The sequence below is a fragment of the Kitasatospora sp. NBC_01250 genome, assembly GCF_036226465.1.
In the GTDB taxonomy this organism is placed as follows: Bacteria; Actinomycetota; Actinomycetes; order Streptomycetales; family Streptomycetaceae; genus Kitasatospora.
Genome location: NZ_CP108476.1, coordinates 6892232 through 6906770 on the forward strand (window position 1 = coordinate 6892232; position 14539 = coordinate 6906770).

Below are 14539 nucleotides of genomic sequence, written 5' to 3' on the forward strand. Positions count from 1 at the left end.
TGGGTGCCCGTGGTGCGCCCGCACCGGGGCGCCGTCGGTACTCCCCACACGCTAAGCCGCGACGGGCCGCGAACTGCCGCCGCTGAGCGCTACGTTCGCGGTTCGTAAGAACTCCCCGGAGAGGATCCCCGGAGGGAAATCGCCGGAGGGAGATCGCTGGAGAGGATCCCCGGAGAGAAACCCCCGGAGAGCCGCCGCCCCCGCGCGCTCCTGATCCGCGTGATCCAATGGGGCCACGAGAGACGGGGGAGAACACATGACACCGAACATGACCCTGACCGGCGCGGACGGCCTCCTGCTGCGCCCCTGGGCGGAGCAGGACGCACCGGCCGTCCTGGCGGCTGCCGAGTCGGTCGACACGCTCGCGGTGGCCGACCGGGCGCAGGCCGAGCAGTGGCTGGCGGCGCAGCGCCAGGCGTGGGAACGGGGCGACCGGTTCGCCTTCGCGGTCCTGGTGGGCGATGAGGTCCTGGGCCTGAGCGTGCTCAAGCGCCCCGATCCGGCCGCACCGGCGGCCGAGGTGGGCTACTGGACGACGGGGGCGGCCCGCGGCCGGGGCCTGGCGCCGCGCGCGCTGGCCGTGCTGACCGACTGGGCGTTCGCGGAATTCCCGCTGGAGCAGCTGGAGTTGTTCCACCGCCTGGACAACGCAGCGTCCTGCCGGGTGGCGCAGAAGACGGGCTACGGACTGGCGGCGGTGGTCCCGCCCAAGCCGCCGCACCCGACCGAGGCCCACCTGCACCTGCGCGAGCGCGGTGCAGGTGGGCGCAGCCCGGGGAACTGACCCGGGGCCGGTCCGGCGTGGCGTGCGGCGGTCACGGCCGCCAGTAGTCGCCGGCCATCACCAGGTAGACCAGCGTCTTGATGGTCTCGCCGTAGTAGCCGTCGCCGAAGGGGTTCTGGCTCAGCTGCTTCCAGATCGCGTCGGTCCAGGCCTGGTCGCCGGCCGCCATCGCGGCCGGGCCGACCGAGTCGCCGGCCTCCTCGGCCTGGTCGCTGGTGCTGTACGGGGTGCAGTTGAGCTTGGTGTGCGGGTAGACGTTCTGCGGGTTGCCGCCCGACTCCTTCTTCAGGCAGGCGGATTCGAGCTTGGCGGTGCTCAGCGAGACCGCCGCCGTGCCGGCGCCGTAGAGCAGCGCGTCGGTGCCCAGGTGCCAGGGCACGCGGATGGAGTTGTAGCCGACGATGTTGTCCGGCTGGCTCTCCTGGTAGTCGGCGGGCGCGGGCTTGGGGCTGCTGGTGTCGGCGTTCACCACGAAGTCGGAGAGCAGTCCGCCGCTGGGGGAGTAGGACTTGGTGAACGAGCTGATCACCGCCTCGGTCCGCTGGACGACCTTGTTCCAGTCGTGCGCGGTGTCGTAGGCGGCGAAGGCCCGCAGGTGGTCGAGCATCATGTCGGACGGCCGGGTGTCGGTGTTCGGCCCGTCGTCCTCGCACTTGAGGTGGCCGTCGGGGGCCACGTCGTGGGCGTAGAAGGCGGCCAGCCAGGCCTTGGCGTCGGCGGTGTAGCCGCCCCACTGCTTGTCGGCGAGGATCAGGCCGTAGCCGACGTCCAGGTCGCCGTCGGTGGCGCCGTCGGGGGTGCCCTTGTCGGCGTACTTGCAGGTCTTGCCGTCCAGCTTCCACTCCATCAGGCCGTACTGGTCCTTGTGGTCCTTGACCAGCTGCCACAGGCCGTTGAACTCGGTCTGCGCGTTGGCGTCGTAACCGGCCATCAGCGGCACGATGTTCATGCCGTAGCCCTGACCCTCGGAGACCGGGCCGTTGTTGGGGGCGTCGTCGTCGCCCTTGCTGGAGACGTAGTACTCGTTGCTCGCGCAACCGTGGTGCAGGTAGGTGGACTTCCAGGAGTCGTACTGCTTCTCCACGGCCGCGTCGCGGCTGGCCTGCGAGGCGGAGGGCAGCACGCCCACCTGGTAGGCGGTGTGGCTGGGGAACGCGTGCGCGGCGTGCGCGGCGGCCACGGCCGGGGCGGCGCCGGCCAGTCCGAGACCGAGCGCGGCGGTGGCGAGCGCGGTGGTGGCGGCGAGCAGGGACCGGGCCGGGGGCGCGGCGATCCGACGGGGCATCATTTCTCCTTGGGGGAATGAGAAGTGAGCTGGGGTTGCCTCCGAAAGTTAGGAAAGTTTCCTTATTAATCGAGGCCATGTCAATACTTTTGCGCGAGCTGTCCGCTCGGCGGATGCATCGGCCGGCGCTGCCCGCCGATCACGAAGCGGGCGTCAGCAGCGCGGGGTGGTCACCCGCGAAGTCGAGGAAGGTGGCCAGCGCCGAGCCCGGGCGCCGCTCCGCCGACCAGGCCAGGGTGAGCATCCACTGCGGTTCGGGCGTCAGCCGGCGAATCCGCACGGGGTGGCCGGGCCCCTCGGCCACCGCGCGCGGCACGATCGCCGCGGCCACGCCGAAGGCGGCCAGGGCCCGCGCCGCCGCCGGATCACGGGTCTCGAAGCGGAACCGGGGCGTGGCGCCGGCCAGCGTGAGCGCCGAGAGCACGATCTCCCGCACGGTCGAGCCCACCGGGTAGCCGACCAGATCGGTGCCGTGCAGCGTCCCCAGCGGCACCGGCGGCTCGACCGGCGCGGCCCCGGCGCCCGCGCCCACCGGCGCGGCGCTGATCAGCACCAGCGGCTCGATGCCCAGCGAGCGGTGGACCAGCCCGTCCCCGTCGGTCTCGGTCGTGTCCGTACGACGCGCCACGATCGCCGCGTCCAGCTGCCCCGCCCGCAGGGCCAGCGTCATCTCCGCCGTGGTCAGCTCGCGCAGCTCCACCTCCACCCCCGGGCAGGCCGCGCCGAACTCGCGCAGCACCCGGGCCAGCCGGCTGGTCAGTCCGGGCAGGCAGCCCAGCCGTATCCGCCCGAGCGTGCCGTCCGCCCAGCCCCGCAACTCCTGTTCGACCGTGGCGAGATCGGCCAGGATCCGCTCCGCGCCGGCCAGCAGCGCCGCCCCGGCGGCCGTCAGCTCGACCCGGTGGTTGCTCCGCTCGAACAGCACCACGCCCAACTGGCGCTCCAGCTTGCGGATCTGCTGGGAGAGCGCAGGCTGAGCGATGCCGAGCACCTGCGCCGCGCGGGTGAAGTGCAGCTCCCGGGCCACGGCGCGGACATACTCGAGCTGACGCGAAGTGATCATCGTGAAAGTCTAAGGAGGGGCCGCGCGCGCCCGCGAGCGTGAGCGGCCCTGGCGGGTGCGGGTATCGGTGTACGGGCAGGTCCGGACAGAACCGGGCAGGCACCGGCAGACGGACGGAACGGGAGTGGGCATGACGGAGCATCTGGTGGTCATCGGCGCGGACGCGGCGGGCATGTCGGCCGCCTCCCAGGCCAGGCGCCGGCGCGGCCCCGAGGAGCTGCGGATCACCGCCTTCGAGCGCGGCTCGGTCACCTCCTACTCGGCCTGCGGGATCCCGTACTGGGTCGGCGGCGAGGTCGCCGAGGCCGACGAGCTGATCGCCCGCACCCCGGAGCAGCACCGCGCCCGCGGCATCGACCTGCGGCTGCGCACCGAGGTGACCGCGCTGGACCCTGAGCGGCGCCGGGTGCGCAGCCGCGACCTGGACACCGGTGCGCAGGAGTGGACCCCCTACGACCACCTGGTCATCGCCACCGGCGCGGAGCCGGTGCGACCCGCGCTGCCGGGCTTCGACGCGCCCGGGGTGCACACCGCCCACACCCTGCCGGACGGCCGGGCCCTGCTCGACACCCTCGCCGGCCTCCGCGCGCCGGGCGGCCTCGGCGAGACGGACGGTGCCGCAGCCGCGAGCCCGCGCCGGGCGGTGGTGATCGGCGGCGGCTACATCGGCATCGAGATGGTGGAGGCCGTGCTGCGGCAGGGCTACCAGGTCACCCTGGTGCACCGCACGCCCGAGCCGATGCCGGGCCTCGATCCGCAGATGGGCGCGCTGATCCGCCGGGGCATGGCCAAGCTGGGCGTCGAGGTGGTGCCGGAGGCCGAGGCCACCGAGGTGCTGCTCGGCCCGGACGGCCGCCCGCGCGCGGTACGCAGCACGGCGGGCGAGCACCCGGCCGACCTGGTGGTGCTCGGCCTCGGAGTCCGTCCGCGCACCGCGCTGGCCCGCGCCGCCGGCCTGCCGCTGGGCGTGCACGGCGGGCTGCGCACCGACGAGCGGATGCGGGTGGTGGACGCCGCGGGCACCTCGCTGCCCGGGCTCTGGGCGGGCGGCGACTGCGTGGAGGTGCGCCACCTGGTCTCCGGGCAGCACCGGCACGTCGCGCTCGGCACCCACGCCAACAAGCACGGCCTGGTGATCGGGACCAACCTGGGCGGCGGCGAGGCGGCCTTCCCCGGCGTGGTGGGCACGGCGATCACCCGGATCTGCGACCTGGAGATCGCCCGGACGGGGCTGAACGAGCGCGAGGCGACGGCGGCGGGCCTGGACTGGACCGCCGCCGTCGTCGAGTCGACCGCGCAGGCGGGCTACCTCCCCGGCGCGGCCTGGATGACCGTCAAGCTGCTGGCCGAGCGGGGCAGTGGTCGGCTGCTCGGCCTGCAGATCGTCGGCGGCGCCGGCGCGGCGAAGCGGATCGACATCGGCGCGATGGCGCTGGGCAGCGGGCTGACGGTGCAGGAGCTGATCTTCCAGGACCTGGCCTACGCCCCGCCGTTCTCCCCGGTCTGGGACCCGGTCCTGGTGGCCGCCCGGAAGGCGGCCGCCAGGATCTGAGCCGGTCCGCGCCGAGCCACTGCTCGTCGCCCGGCGCGGACCGGCCCCGACCGGGCCGTTTCAGAACCGGTACTGCGTCAGTTGGTGTACACCGCGGGGCTGCCGCTCTTGCTGGTGTCCTGCACCGGGCCGTAGGCGGCGGTGAAGTAGCCGTCCGAGAAGCAGACCCCGGCGCCGCTGCTCAGGGTGAAGTGCTGGTTGGTGAAGCTGATGGACTGCGAGGCGTTGCTGGTGGTGCCGCTCAGGCTGGCCGGGGCCGCCTGGTAGGTGCAGGTCACCTGGCCCAGGAAGGTGTCCAGCACCATGGTGGTCTGGATCGGACCGGAGTTCGGCGACAGGGTGACCGGGTTGCCGGAGCTGTCACCGACGTTGTTGGTGTAGCTCAGGTTGTCCACGCTGATGCTGTTCACATCGAGGACACCGGGGATGTTGAGGGCGCTGCAGTTGCCGAAGGTCTGGCTGTTGAGCGTCTCCACGGCGGTGCCGGGGGCGGCCGGGTTGCTGGTCACCGTCGCGCTGAACGAGGAGGACGCACAGCTCACGCCGGTGCCGCCGGTGGAGTCGGAGTAGAAGTTGGCGGCGCCGCCGCTGGGCAGCGAGGCGGTGAGCACGTCGCCGACGGCGACCGCGCTGCCGCCGGCGCTGCCGTAGGTCAGCACGTTGCCGCTGGCCGAGGCGGGCAGGGCGGGCAGGATGGCGAGCCCGGCGGCGGCCAGCGCCGCGCCGAGGTAGAGGCTTTTGCGCATGAGGGATCCTCTGTCTGTTCCGGTGGGTGGACGTGCACGGATGACGCACCGCGCACGGGTCTTGAGGGGGTGCCGCTACTGACCGGCCGAGGCGTTCAGCGCACCGGTGAGGTCGCTCAGGCTGCCGTCCAGGGCGAGCGAGGTGTTGGTCTGCTGGAAGGTCACCGAGCCCTGCCCCGCGCCGGAGGGGATGCCCATGGTCCAGTCGATGATCGGGTCCAGGATGCCGCCGAGGCCGCAGCCCGAGGCACCGGGGACGCTGAAGGTGTTGTCGACCAGCTTGGCGCCGGTGAACGAGGCGATCAGCGCGTGGTGGCCGTTCGGGTCGCCCTTCAGCGCGATGGTGCCCGGGCTGCCGGTCATCGGCTGGGCGGGTGCGGGCGGGGCGGTGGTGCCGGTGGTCGGTTGCAGCACGATCGGCGAGCTGTCCGAGCCGATGTAGCAGTCGTCGCCGAAGAAGGCGTTGAAGAGGTGGAGCTTGACCGGCAGCTTGAAGACCGGGTAGGACTCGCCGGCCGCCAGCGGGGTGAAGTCGGTGACCGGACCGGCGAGTTCGACCTGTGCGAAGACACTGGTCACGCCGGGCAGGAAGTTGATGATCCCGGGAATGGTGATCTGGGCCGGCTGGCCGGTCAGCAGTTGGGCGCCGGTGGGGGCGACGGTCGCGTACTGGTTGGCCTTGCTGCCGTCGGGGAAGGTGACAACCGGGGCGGACTTGCCCCAGTAGACCCCGAACTGCAGCGTGATCGGGGAGGTGAGCGGCACGGTCGTGGAGCCGATGGTGAAGCTTCCGCTGTTGGTGACCGACACCACGCAGCCCACCTGGAGGTTGGTGGGATCGCTCAACGCGGCTGAGCTGACAGGGCAGTTGCCCATCCCGGTGTACGGGCCGCCAGGGGCGGCGGCGGGTGCCGCCTGGACCGGGGCGGCGGTGGCCAGCAGTGCGGCGCTCGCCGCGGCCGCCAGGGCGGGCAGCAGTCGCTTGGCGGACAGGGCAGTTCGAAGCATGGCGGGACTCCTCGTGACACGGCGGGTGGACGGGAGTGCGGACGCGGCCATGGGGCCGACCATGGGGCCGGGGCCCGCGCGGACAGCCGAAGGGCAGGCCCTGGCCGCCGAACCGCTCGGCGCCACGAGCGAGTTCGGCGGTCCGGTGCCCAGGACCGGTACGACCTGGCCGGCGGCTGCCACCGCCGGTCTCCGGAGCCCGGGCCGCGCATCAACATGGACGCCCGGTGGGGGGCGTCGCGAGCGGGCCGATCGATCCGTGGCACGGGCCGCTCGCCGGCGTCGCCGTGAGCGGATCGCAACAGCGCCGCAATATTGGAAACCTGGGAAGGTTCTAAACCCGGCTCAGGCCAACGTCAAGGGATGGTGCGTAAGTTGCAGATAAATCTTGAAGCAGGTGACGTTCCGGAAGACGCCGTGCTCCCCGGTACCCGCAGTGGTCGCGACCCGGCCCGCTCCATCCGGCGCGGCCCCAGCCGGGTGCCGCCGGAGGTGGTGGCGGCCACCCAGCGCGACCGGCTGCTGGACGGCGTGGTGCACACGGTGGCCGCCTACGGCTACGCCGGTGCCCGGGTGAGCGACATCTGCCAGGCCGCCGGGGTGACCAGGCCGGTCTTCTACGAGCAGTTCAGCGGCAAGGAGGAGGCGTTCCTGGCCGCCCACCGGCACGGCACCGCCGTGGTGATCCGGCGGATGGAGGAGGCCGTCGGGGCGTGCGGCGACTGGTGCGAGGGGGTGTACGCGGCGCTGCGGGTGGTGCTGGCGATCCTCGCCGAGGTGCCCGCCTTCGCGACCCTGGCCGTGGTGGAGGTGGACGCGGTGGGGCCGGCGGGACGCCTGGTGCGCGAGCAACTGCGGGTGCGGCTGAGGCGGTTGTTCGCCGAGTGCCCCGCGCCGCCGGCCCCGGTCTCCGGTGAACTGCTGGTGGACAGCGTGGTGGGCGGGATCTACGCCAACCTCTACCGCTACATCGCCGCCGGCCGGCACGCCGAACTCCCCGGCCTGCTCCCCACCCTGGCGCACTTCGCGATCGCGGCCTTCGTCGGCCCCGTCGAGGCGACGCGGCGGCTGGCGCGGGCCGAGGCGGCCGGGGCGGGCTGGAGAAAACCCGTTCTTCCGTGCGTGCTCGACGGCCCCGGAGGATCGATTCGTGTCGGGTCGGTGAGTGGTTCGGCCGCGACGCGCGCGAAGTCTTGACCCTCTGCTTACCCCGAGGTAACTTCCAGGCACTACCACGTCAACGGCCAAGATCACCAAATCCTCTGCCAGGGACGGAAACTGATTGGCAATCAGGCCACTCGCCGTGGGAGTCGTCCGCGCCAGGACGCCGTGCAAAGCGATCACAGGTCTCCCACTCGTCTCCCTGGAGTATTCATGGTCCCGTCCGCAGAGATACCCGACGAGGCGTCCGGCGCCGTCGCCGCGACACCCGCCCCGCGCGGCCGGGTCCGGCTGCGCCGCGCGGCCCTGATGGCGATACCGGCCTGCGTGGCCGGCGGCGTGCTGATGGCGCTGACCGCCCAGGGCGTGCTCGCCGCCCAGTTCCAGATCTCCGGTATGGCCTTCACCGTCACCGCCACCTCGCTGGACGGCAACGGCTTCGAGCAGTTCGGCGGCCTGGACACGATGCTCAAGGGCAATCCGGCCGGCAAGGCGAACGGCGGCCAGCAGGTGGTGGCGGTCTCCGTGATCCAGGACGGGAAGCTGACCAACCTGTGCCAGAGCGTCAACCTGGGCGGCACCAACCTGAAGATCACGGCCGGTGACAACGGCACCCCGGTCTCGGCCGAGAACCTGACCACCGACTCCGACACGATGAGCGGTGACGCGAACTTCTCGAACATCGAGGTCGGCGGTGACGCCAGCACCTTCACCGACGCAGGCGTCAAGGGCCCGATGTACTCCTTCGGCCAGCAGGCGACCCACGTGACCATCAACAACCTGCGGCAGCACAACTACGCCACCACGGCGGGCTCGTTCACCCTGCCCAACCTGCACCTGAGCTTCAGCTCGCAGGGTTGCTGAGATGACGGACGACCTTCCGGCGGGGGCCTCCACGCCCCCGCCGGCGGTTCCGCACCCGCAGCCGTCGCCCGAGGAGAGACCGCTGGACGCCGAGCCGCCGACCACCGAGGCGCCGACCACCGAGCTGCCCGTGGCCGCGGCCGAGGCGGCACCGCAGCCCGCCGTCGAGCCGCCCGCTGCGGCCCCGCAGCCCGCTGCCGCGCCGCAGCGCCCGCGCCGCTCCTTCAAGGCCTGGCGCGGCCGCCGCCCGTTCTGGGGCGGGCTGCTGACCACGCTGGCGGGAGCCGAGATCCTGGTCACCGAGAAGGCGCCGCTGCCGGTCGTCCTGCACGTCGGCATGATGGGACTGGCGGCCTACCTGGTCCCGAGCGTCCTCGTGCTCTGCGGCCTGCTGCTGCTCTTCAACCCGTCCCAGCGGCTCTTCTACTCGATCCTGGCGATCCTGGCCACCCTGGCCACCTGGGTCACCTCCAACCTGGGCGGCTTCCTGATCGGCATGCTGCTGGGCCTGATCGGCAGCAGTCTGGCCTTCGGCTGGGCGCCCGAGCAGCCGGCCCGCCGCAAACTGTTCCGCCGCGACCACTCGGTCTCCGCGTAGCCCCGCCCGGTGCGCCCTGGCCGCCGCTCACCCGGCTGACACCCAGGCTTCGACCGGAAAGCTGAGAATCCTGCCCGCTATCGGGCAGGATTCTTTGTTTTTTCAGCCGGTCCACCTAGGCTCACGCTCCGTGCCCCCTTCACCGCAGCCAACCCAGCCGCTCTTCGCCGACCTGCTGGCGCACCTCACCCGGACCAGCGTGCTGGGCCCGGCCGAGGCCGCGCGGGTGGTCGCGGAGGTGCTGGCGTACTTCTCCGAGACCACGCCCGAGTTCGTCCAGCGCCGGCACGGGGAGCTGCAGTCCCGTGGGCTGACCAACGACCAGAGCTTCGCCCGGATCGCCGAGGAGCTGGCCGCCCGCCGGGTGGTCGCCCCGGAGCTCTCGGCCCGCCAGCTGCGCCGCCTCGTCTACGGCTGACCCGCAGGCGCCGCGCCGCCGGGTCCACCCTCACCCGCGCGGCCCGCGGCCCGGCCCGCGTCTCGTCCCACCCGTCCCTCCACCCTCAGGAGCCATGTCCCCATGTGCGGAATCGTTGCCTACATCGGCCCCAAAGACGCCACCCCGTTCCTGCTCGAAGGTCTGCAGCGGCTGGAGTACCGCGGCTACGACTCGGCCGGCGTCGCCGTCACCGGCAAGGGCGGCGGCCTGAAGGTGCGCAAGACCAAGGGCCGGGTCGCCGACCTCGCCGCCGCCGTGCCGGCCCGGTTCAAGGGCAGCACCGGCATCGGCCACACCCGCTGGGCCACCCACGGCGAGCCGAGCGACACCAACGCCCACCCGCACCTGGACAACGCGGGCCGGATCGCCGTGGTGCACAACGGGATCATCGAGAACGCCGACCAGCTGCGCGAGAAGCTGATCGCCGACGGCGCGGTCTTCGCCTCGGAGACCGACACCGAGGTGCTGGTCCACCTGATCGCCGCGCACGCCGCCGCGGGCGCCGAGCTGGAGGAGGCGGTGCGCGCCGCGCTCGCCCTGGTGGTCGGCACCTACGGCATCGCGGTGGTCGACGCCGAGCAGCCCGACCGGATCGTGGTGGCCCGCAACGGCAGCCCGATCGTGCTCGGCATCGGCGAGAAGGAGATGTTCGTCGCCTCCGACGTGTCCGCCCTGGTCCGCTACACCCGCCAGGTGGTGCACCTGGAGGACGGCGAGCTGGCGGTGATCCGCGCCGACGGCTTCCGCACCTTCACCGAGGACGCGCGCCCGACGAACCGTCAGCCCTCCACCGTGGACTGGGAGATCGACTCCTACGACACCGCCGGGCACTCGCACTTCCTGATCAAGGAGATCCACGAGCAGCCCGCCGCCGTCGAGCGCACCCTCAGCGGCCGGCTGAACGAGCGCTTCGCCACCGCGCACCTGGGCGGCCTCAACATGGACGCCCGCGAGCTGCGCGACATCCGCCGGGTGAAGATCATCGGCTGCGGCTCCGCCTACTACGCGGGGCAGATGGGTGCCCAGCTGATCGAGGAGCTGGCCCGGATCCCCGCCGACAGCGAGCCCGCCTCCGAGTTCCGCTACCGCAACCCGGTGATCGAGGCCGACACCCTCTACGTCGCGGTCAGCCAGTCCGGCGAGACCTACGACACGCTGGCCGCCGTCCAGGAGGTCAAGCGCAAGGGCGGCCGGGTGCTCGGCGTGGTCAACACCGTCGGCAGCGCCATCGCCCGTGCCTGCGACGGCGGCATCTACCTGCACGCGGGCCCGGAGATCTCGGTGGCCTCCACCAAGGCCTTCACTTCCACGGTGGTCGCCTTCGCCCTGCTGGCCCTGCACTTCGGCCGGATCAACGACCTCTCGCCGGCCGACGGGCGCCGGATCGTCGAGGGGCTCAAGGCGCTGCCCGGGCAGATCCGCGAGATCCTCGAGCACGAGAAGGAGATCGCCGACCTGGCGGCCGAGTACGCCGACTGCCAGGGCATGATGTTCATCGGCCGGGTGCGCGGCTACCCGGTGGCCCGCGAGGGCGCGCAGAAGCTCAAGGAGATCAGCTACGTGCACGCCGAGGCCTACCCGGCCTCCGAGCTCAAGCACGGCCCGCTGGCCCTGATCAGCCCCGACCTGCCCACCGTGGCGCTGCTGCCGGACGACGAGCTGCTCGACAAGAACCTCACCACGCTGGGGGAGATCCGGGCCCGGGCCGGGCGGGTGCTGGCCGTCGCGCACCGGACCCCGGACGCCAAGTTCGCCAACCACACGGTGCTGGTCCCCAGGAACGAGCCCGAGCTGGACCCGCTGCTGCTCAACATCCCGCTCCAGCTGCTCGCCTACCACGCGGCCGTGGCGCTGGAGCGCGACGTCGACAAGCCGCGCAACCTGGCCAAGTCGGTCACCGTCGAGTAGTCCCCGGAGCAGCCCGCAGCTCCCCGCCGGACCCCTGCCGTCGACCGACGGCAGGGGTCCGGCCTGCTGTTGCGGGGCCCCGCGGGGGTGGCCGTACGGTTGCGGTAGGCCCTGGGTTCATAGGATGATCTTTGTGCCTCTTGTCTATTTCTGTGTCGAAAGGGGTCCCTGATGCGGCGACCACCGTGGGTGCCCGAGGACATGGATCTTGACCGGCCCGCCGCGGCCCGCGTCTACGACTACTACCTGGGGGGCTCGCACAACTTCGCGGCGGACCGCGAGATGGCCCGCAAGGCGATCACCATGTGGCCGGACCTGCCGCTGATCATGCGCGCCAACCGGGCCTTCCTGCGCCGTTCCGTCACGTTTCTGGCCGAACGCGGCTTCACCCGTTTCCTGGACATCGGCTCCGGCATCCCGACCTTCGGCGCGGTGCACGAGGTGGCCCGGGAGATCCAGCCGGACAGCCGGGTGGTCTACGTCGACAAGGACCCGGTGGCCGTCGCGCACAGCCGCCTGCTGCTCCAGGACGACCCGCTGAGCACCGTGGTCGACGCCGACCTCACCGACCCCGCGGGCCTGCTCGCCCGCCCCGAGGTGGCCGAGCTGCTGGGCGCGGGCGAGCCCGTCGCGCTGCTGCTGGTCGCGGTGCTGCACTTCGTCACCGACGAGCAGGACCCCGAGGGCATCCTGGCCACCCTGCGCGCCGCGCTGCCGCCGGGCAGCGCGCTGGCCATCTGCCACGCCTCGCTGGAGGGCGCCCAGGACCAGGCCGCCACCCACCAGGACCTCTACAACCGCACGCCCACCCCGCTGACCATGCGCTCGCTGGACCGGATCACCGGCTTCTTCGACGGCTTCGAGCTGCTCGACCCCGGCGTGGTCTACCTGCCGCAGTGGCACCCGGACGAGCCGACGGCGGTCGGCGAGAACCCGGAGCGGATGGTCGGTCTGGCGGGCGTGGGGCTCTTGAAGTGACCGCGCCGCCGCCGGAGGGCGACAGAGCAGCCGCCGCCGGGACCACCGACCCGGAGCAGTGGGCGCGGCTGCTCAACAGCAGCCAGGGCGCGGCGATGCACCCGGGCGCCCTGAACCGGCTGGTCGCCGAGGTGATCGAGCTGCTGCTGGACTCCCAGCGCGCCGAGCCGCTGGACCCGGGCCCGGCCGCCGAGGCCGGCGCGCTGCTGGTCGAGTCGCACTTCACCGACCCCGAGCTGCTGGCCAAGGCGATCGTGCTGCTGGCCGACGGCCAGGCGCACCCGCGCGGCGCCGAGCTCTCCGGCGCCTTCGCGGCCGGCTGGGCCGCGGCGCTGCGCGAGCGCACCCTGCACGAGCAGGAGGCGATCCGGCTGGCCGCCGACGCCGCCCGCCGGGAGGCCGAGCGGGCGCTGCGCGAGTCGGAGGCCCGGTTCCGGGCACTCTTCGAGAGCGCCGCGATCGGCATCGGCATCGGCGACGTCGAGGGAACCATCCTGGCGGCCAACAAGGCGCTGCAGAACCTCTTCGGCGCCCGCCCCGAGGACATCCAGGGCCGGCGGGTCAACGACCTGGTGCACCCGGAGGACACCCCGGGGGTCTGGGAGGCCTACGAGGAGCTGGTCAGCGGCAAGATCGAGCACTTCTCGATCGACAAGCCGTACTACCGCCAGGACGGCGAGGTGATCTGGACCCACCTGACCGTCTCGCTGATCCGCGACGACGACGGCGCCCCGGTCTACCAGGTGGCGATGCTGGAGGACATCACCGACCGCTACCGCCTGCAGGAGCGGCTGCGCCACCAGGCCACCCACGACCCGCTGACCGGCCTGCCCAACCGCTCGGCCTTCTTCGAGCGGCTGGAGGCGCTGTTCGACACGCCCGAGCCCGGCGCCAGGTTCGGCCTGTGCTACGTCGACCTCGACGGCTTCAAGGTGGTCAACGACTCGCTGGGCCACGAGATGGGCGACCAGCTGCTGGCCGCGGTGGCGCTGCGCCTGGAGGCGGCGCTGCGCCCGCTGGGCCACCTGGTGGCGCGGCTGGGCGGCGACGAGTTCGTGGTGCTGCTGGAGGACTGCCGGGGCGAGCAGGAGGCGGTGGCCGCCGCCAAGACGGTGCTGGCCGCGCTCGCCAAGCCGGTGCCGATCGACGGGCACCGGCTGGCGATCGGCGCCAGCGTCGGCGTGCTGGAGCGGCCGGTGGCGGCGACCACGCCGATGGCCGCGGTGCGGGCCGCCGACCTGACCCTGTACCGGGCCAAGGAGGAGGGCCGCGGGCGCTGGACGCTCTTCGACCCGCAGCGCAACGCCCGCGCGGTGAGCCGCTACGCGGTCTCGGTGCGGATGCCGGTCGCCCTCGACCGCGGCGAGTTCTTCATCGACTACCAGCCGCTGTGCCTGCTGGCCGACGGCTCGCTCTCGGCGGTGGAGGCGCTGGTGCGCTGGCGCCACCCGCAGCTGGGGGTGCTCGGCCCGGACGAGTTCATCGGCACCGCGGAGGAGACCGGCCTGATCATGCCGCTGGGCCGCTGGGTGCTGGAGCAGGCCTGCGGCCAGGGCGCCGACTGGGTACGGCAGTTCGGTGACCGGGCGCCGCAGGTCAACGTCAACCTGGCGGTGCGCCAGGTGCGCAACGCCGGGCTGGTCACGGACATCGACCGGATCCTGCGGGACACCGGCCTGGACCCCAAGCAGCTGCAGCTGGAGATCACCGAGAGCGCCGTGGTCGGCCCGGAGGACTCCTCGCTGCGGGCGCTGCACTCGCTGGTGGACATGGGCGTCTCGCTGGCGGTGGACGACTTCGGCACCGGCTGGTCCAACCTCGCCTACCTGCGTGATCTGCCGGTCTCCGGGCTGAAGATCGCCGGCTCCTTCGTCCAGGACCTCAAGGACTCCGGGCGCGAGCAGGTGCTGGGCTGGCGGATCGTGGGCGGGCTGGTCTCGCTGGCGCACACGCTGGGGCTGTCGGTCACCGCCGAGGGCGTGGAGAACGCCGACCACGCGGAGCGGCTGCGCTCGATGGGCTGCGACCGGGCGCAGGGCTGGCACTTCGGGCGGCCGATGCGGCCCGAGGAGGTCGCGCGCCGGATCATCGACCCGGCCTGAGGCCCGACCCGCCGGCCCCAACTCACCTGCGCCCAAGGGAATCCGGGGCAC

Annotated in this window: 13 protein-coding genes; 9 read left to right on the forward strand and 4 right to left on the reverse strand. The window is 72.6% G+C overall.

Annotation, left to right across the window (positions count from 1 at the left end; genetic code table 11):
- Nucleotides 1-256: 256 nt before the first annotated feature.
- Entirely contained in the window at nucleotides 257-784 is a 528-nt protein-coding gene (locus tag OG500_RS29260; protein ID WP_329584454.1) for a GNAT family N-acetyltransferase, read from the forward strand.
- A gap of 31 nt (nucleotides 785-815) precedes the next feature.
- Here the strand turns inward: OG500_RS29260 and OG500_RS29265 are convergent, their stop codons facing one another.
- Both OG500_RS29265 and OG500_RS29270 read right to left on the reverse strand, forming a co-directional pair.
- On the reverse strand, nucleotides 816-2069 hold the full coding sequence (locus OG500_RS29265; RefSeq protein WP_327069833.1) for a glycosyl hydrolase family 8: 1254 nt from the start codon (nucleotides 2067-2069) through the stop codon (nucleotides 816-818).
- Nucleotides 2070-2208: 139 nt separating this feature from the next.
- Nucleotides 2209-3132, reverse strand: a complete 924-nt coding sequence (locus OG500_RS29270) for a LysR family transcriptional regulator (RefSeq protein ID WP_327069834.1) — start codon at nucleotides 3130-3132, stop codon at nucleotides 2209-2211.
- A 130-nt stretch (nucleotides 3133-3262) separates the two neighbouring features.
- Here OG500_RS29270 and OG500_RS29275 point away from each other — a divergent pair, with 130 nt between their 5' ends.
- Complete coding sequence (locus tag OG500_RS29275) at nucleotides 3263-4684, forward strand: FAD-dependent oxidoreductase (RefSeq protein WP_329584457.1); 1422 nt, start codon at nucleotides 3263-3265, stop codon at nucleotides 4682-4684.
- Between the two features lie 77 nt (nucleotides 4685-4761).
- On the opposite strand, the gene OG500_RS29280 is transcribed toward OG500_RS29275, so the two are convergent.
- Both OG500_RS29280 and OG500_RS29285 read right to left on the reverse strand, forming a co-directional pair.
- On the reverse strand, nucleotides 4762-5430 hold the full coding sequence (locus tag OG500_RS29280; protein ID WP_327069836.1) for a Tat pathway signal sequence domain protein: 669 nt from the start codon (nucleotides 5428-5430) through the stop codon (nucleotides 4762-4764).
- A gap of 75 nt (nucleotides 5431-5505) precedes the next feature.
- Entirely contained in the window at nucleotides 5506-6438 is a 933-nt protein-coding gene (locus OG500_RS29285) for a hypothetical protein (RefSeq protein WP_327069837.1), read from the reverse strand.
- Between the two features lie 417 nt (nucleotides 6439-6855).
- Here OG500_RS29285 and OG500_RS29290 point away from each other — a divergent pair, with 417 nt between their 5' ends.
- From OG500_RS29290 to OG500_RS29320, 7 genes are all read left to right on the forward strand, one after another.
- Complete coding sequence (locus OG500_RS29290; protein WP_327069838.1) at nucleotides 6856-7635, forward strand: TetR/AcrR family transcriptional regulator; 780 nt, start codon at nucleotides 6856-6858, stop codon at nucleotides 7633-7635.
- 177 nt (nucleotides 7636-7812) lie between these two features.
- The gene (locus tag OG500_RS29295) at nucleotides 7813-8463 is read left to right on the forward strand and encodes a DUF6230 family protein (RefSeq protein WP_327069839.1); all 651 of its coding nucleotides are present in this window, start codon (nucleotides 7813-7815) and stop codon (nucleotides 8461-8463) included.
- A gap of 1 nt (nucleotide 8464) precedes the next feature.
- On the forward strand, nucleotides 8465-9061 hold the full coding sequence (locus OG500_RS38260; RefSeq protein ID WP_442907077.1) for a DUF6114 domain-containing protein: 597 nt from the start codon (nucleotides 8465-8467) through the stop codon (nucleotides 9059-9061).
- Between the two features lie 130 nt (nucleotides 9062-9191).
- Nucleotides 9192-9479 (forward strand): hypothetical protein, encoded by a 288-nt coding sequence (locus OG500_RS29305; protein ID WP_329584461.1) that lies wholly within the window; start codon nucleotides 9192-9194, stop codon nucleotides 9477-9479.
- A 102-nt stretch (nucleotides 9480-9581) separates the two neighbouring features.
- Nucleotides 9582-11408, forward strand: coding sequence for a glutamine--fructose-6-phosphate transaminase (isomerizing) (glmS, locus tag OG500_RS29310; RefSeq protein ID WP_327069841.1), 1827 nt, complete (start codon nucleotides 9582-9584; stop codon nucleotides 11406-11408).
- A gap of 171 nt (nucleotides 11409-11579) precedes the next feature.
- Nucleotides 11580-12386 (forward strand): SAM-dependent methyltransferase, encoded by an 807-nt coding sequence (locus OG500_RS29315; protein WP_327069842.1) that lies wholly within the window; start codon nucleotides 11580-11582, stop codon nucleotides 12384-12386.
- A complete protein-coding gene (locus tag OG500_RS29320; RefSeq protein WP_327069843.1) occupies nucleotides 12383-14488 on the forward strand; it encodes a putative bifunctional diguanylate cyclase/phosphodiesterase in 2106 nt (701 codons plus the stop codon). Before OG500_RS29315 ends, OG500_RS29320 begins: the two co-directional genes overlap by 4 nt.
- The last annotated feature ends 51 nt before the right edge of the window (nucleotides 14489-14539 follow it).

What these genes read in the sequence shown, in the direction of transcription:
- OG500_RS29260 (WP_329584454.1), top strand. Translation starts at nt 257, where the DNA reads ATGACACCGAACATGACCCTGACCGGCGCGGACGGCCTCCTGCTGCGC.
- OG500_RS29265 (WP_327069833.1), bottom strand. Translation starts at nt 2,069, where the DNA reads ATGCCCCGTCGGATCGCCGCGCCCCCGGCCCGGTCCCTGCTCGCCGCC.
- OG500_RS29270 (WP_327069834.1), bottom strand. Translation starts at nt 3,132, where the DNA reads ATGATCACTTCGCGTCAGCTCGAGTATGTCCGCGCCGTGGCCCGGGAG.
- OG500_RS29275 (WP_329584457.1), top strand. Translation starts at nt 3,263, where the DNA reads ATGACGGAGCATCTGGTGGTCATCGGCGCGGACGCGGCGGGCATGTCG.
- OG500_RS29280 (WP_327069836.1), bottom strand. Translation starts at nt 5,430, where the DNA reads ATGCGCAAAAGCCTCTACCTCGGCGCGGCGCTGGCCGCCGCCGGGCTC.
- OG500_RS29285 (WP_327069837.1), bottom strand. Translation starts at nt 6,438, where the DNA reads ATGCTTCGAACTGCCCTGTCCGCCAAGCGACTGCTGCCCGCCCTGGCG.
- OG500_RS29295 (WP_327069839.1), top strand. Translation starts at nt 7,813, where the DNA reads ATGGTCCCGTCCGCAGAGATACCCGACGAGGCGTCCGGCGCCGTCGCC.
- OG500_RS38260 (WP_442907077.1), top strand. Translation starts at nt 8,465, where the DNA reads ATGACGGACGACCTTCCGGCGGGGGCCTCCACGCCCCCGCCGGCGGTT.
- glmS (WP_327069841.1), top strand. Translation starts at nt 9,582, where the DNA reads ATGTGCGGAATCGTTGCCTACATCGGCCCCAAAGACGCCACCCCGTTC.
- OG500_RS29315 (WP_327069842.1), top strand. Translation starts at nt 11,580, where the DNA reads ATGCGGCGACCACCGTGGGTGCCCGAGGACATGGATCTTGACCGGCCC.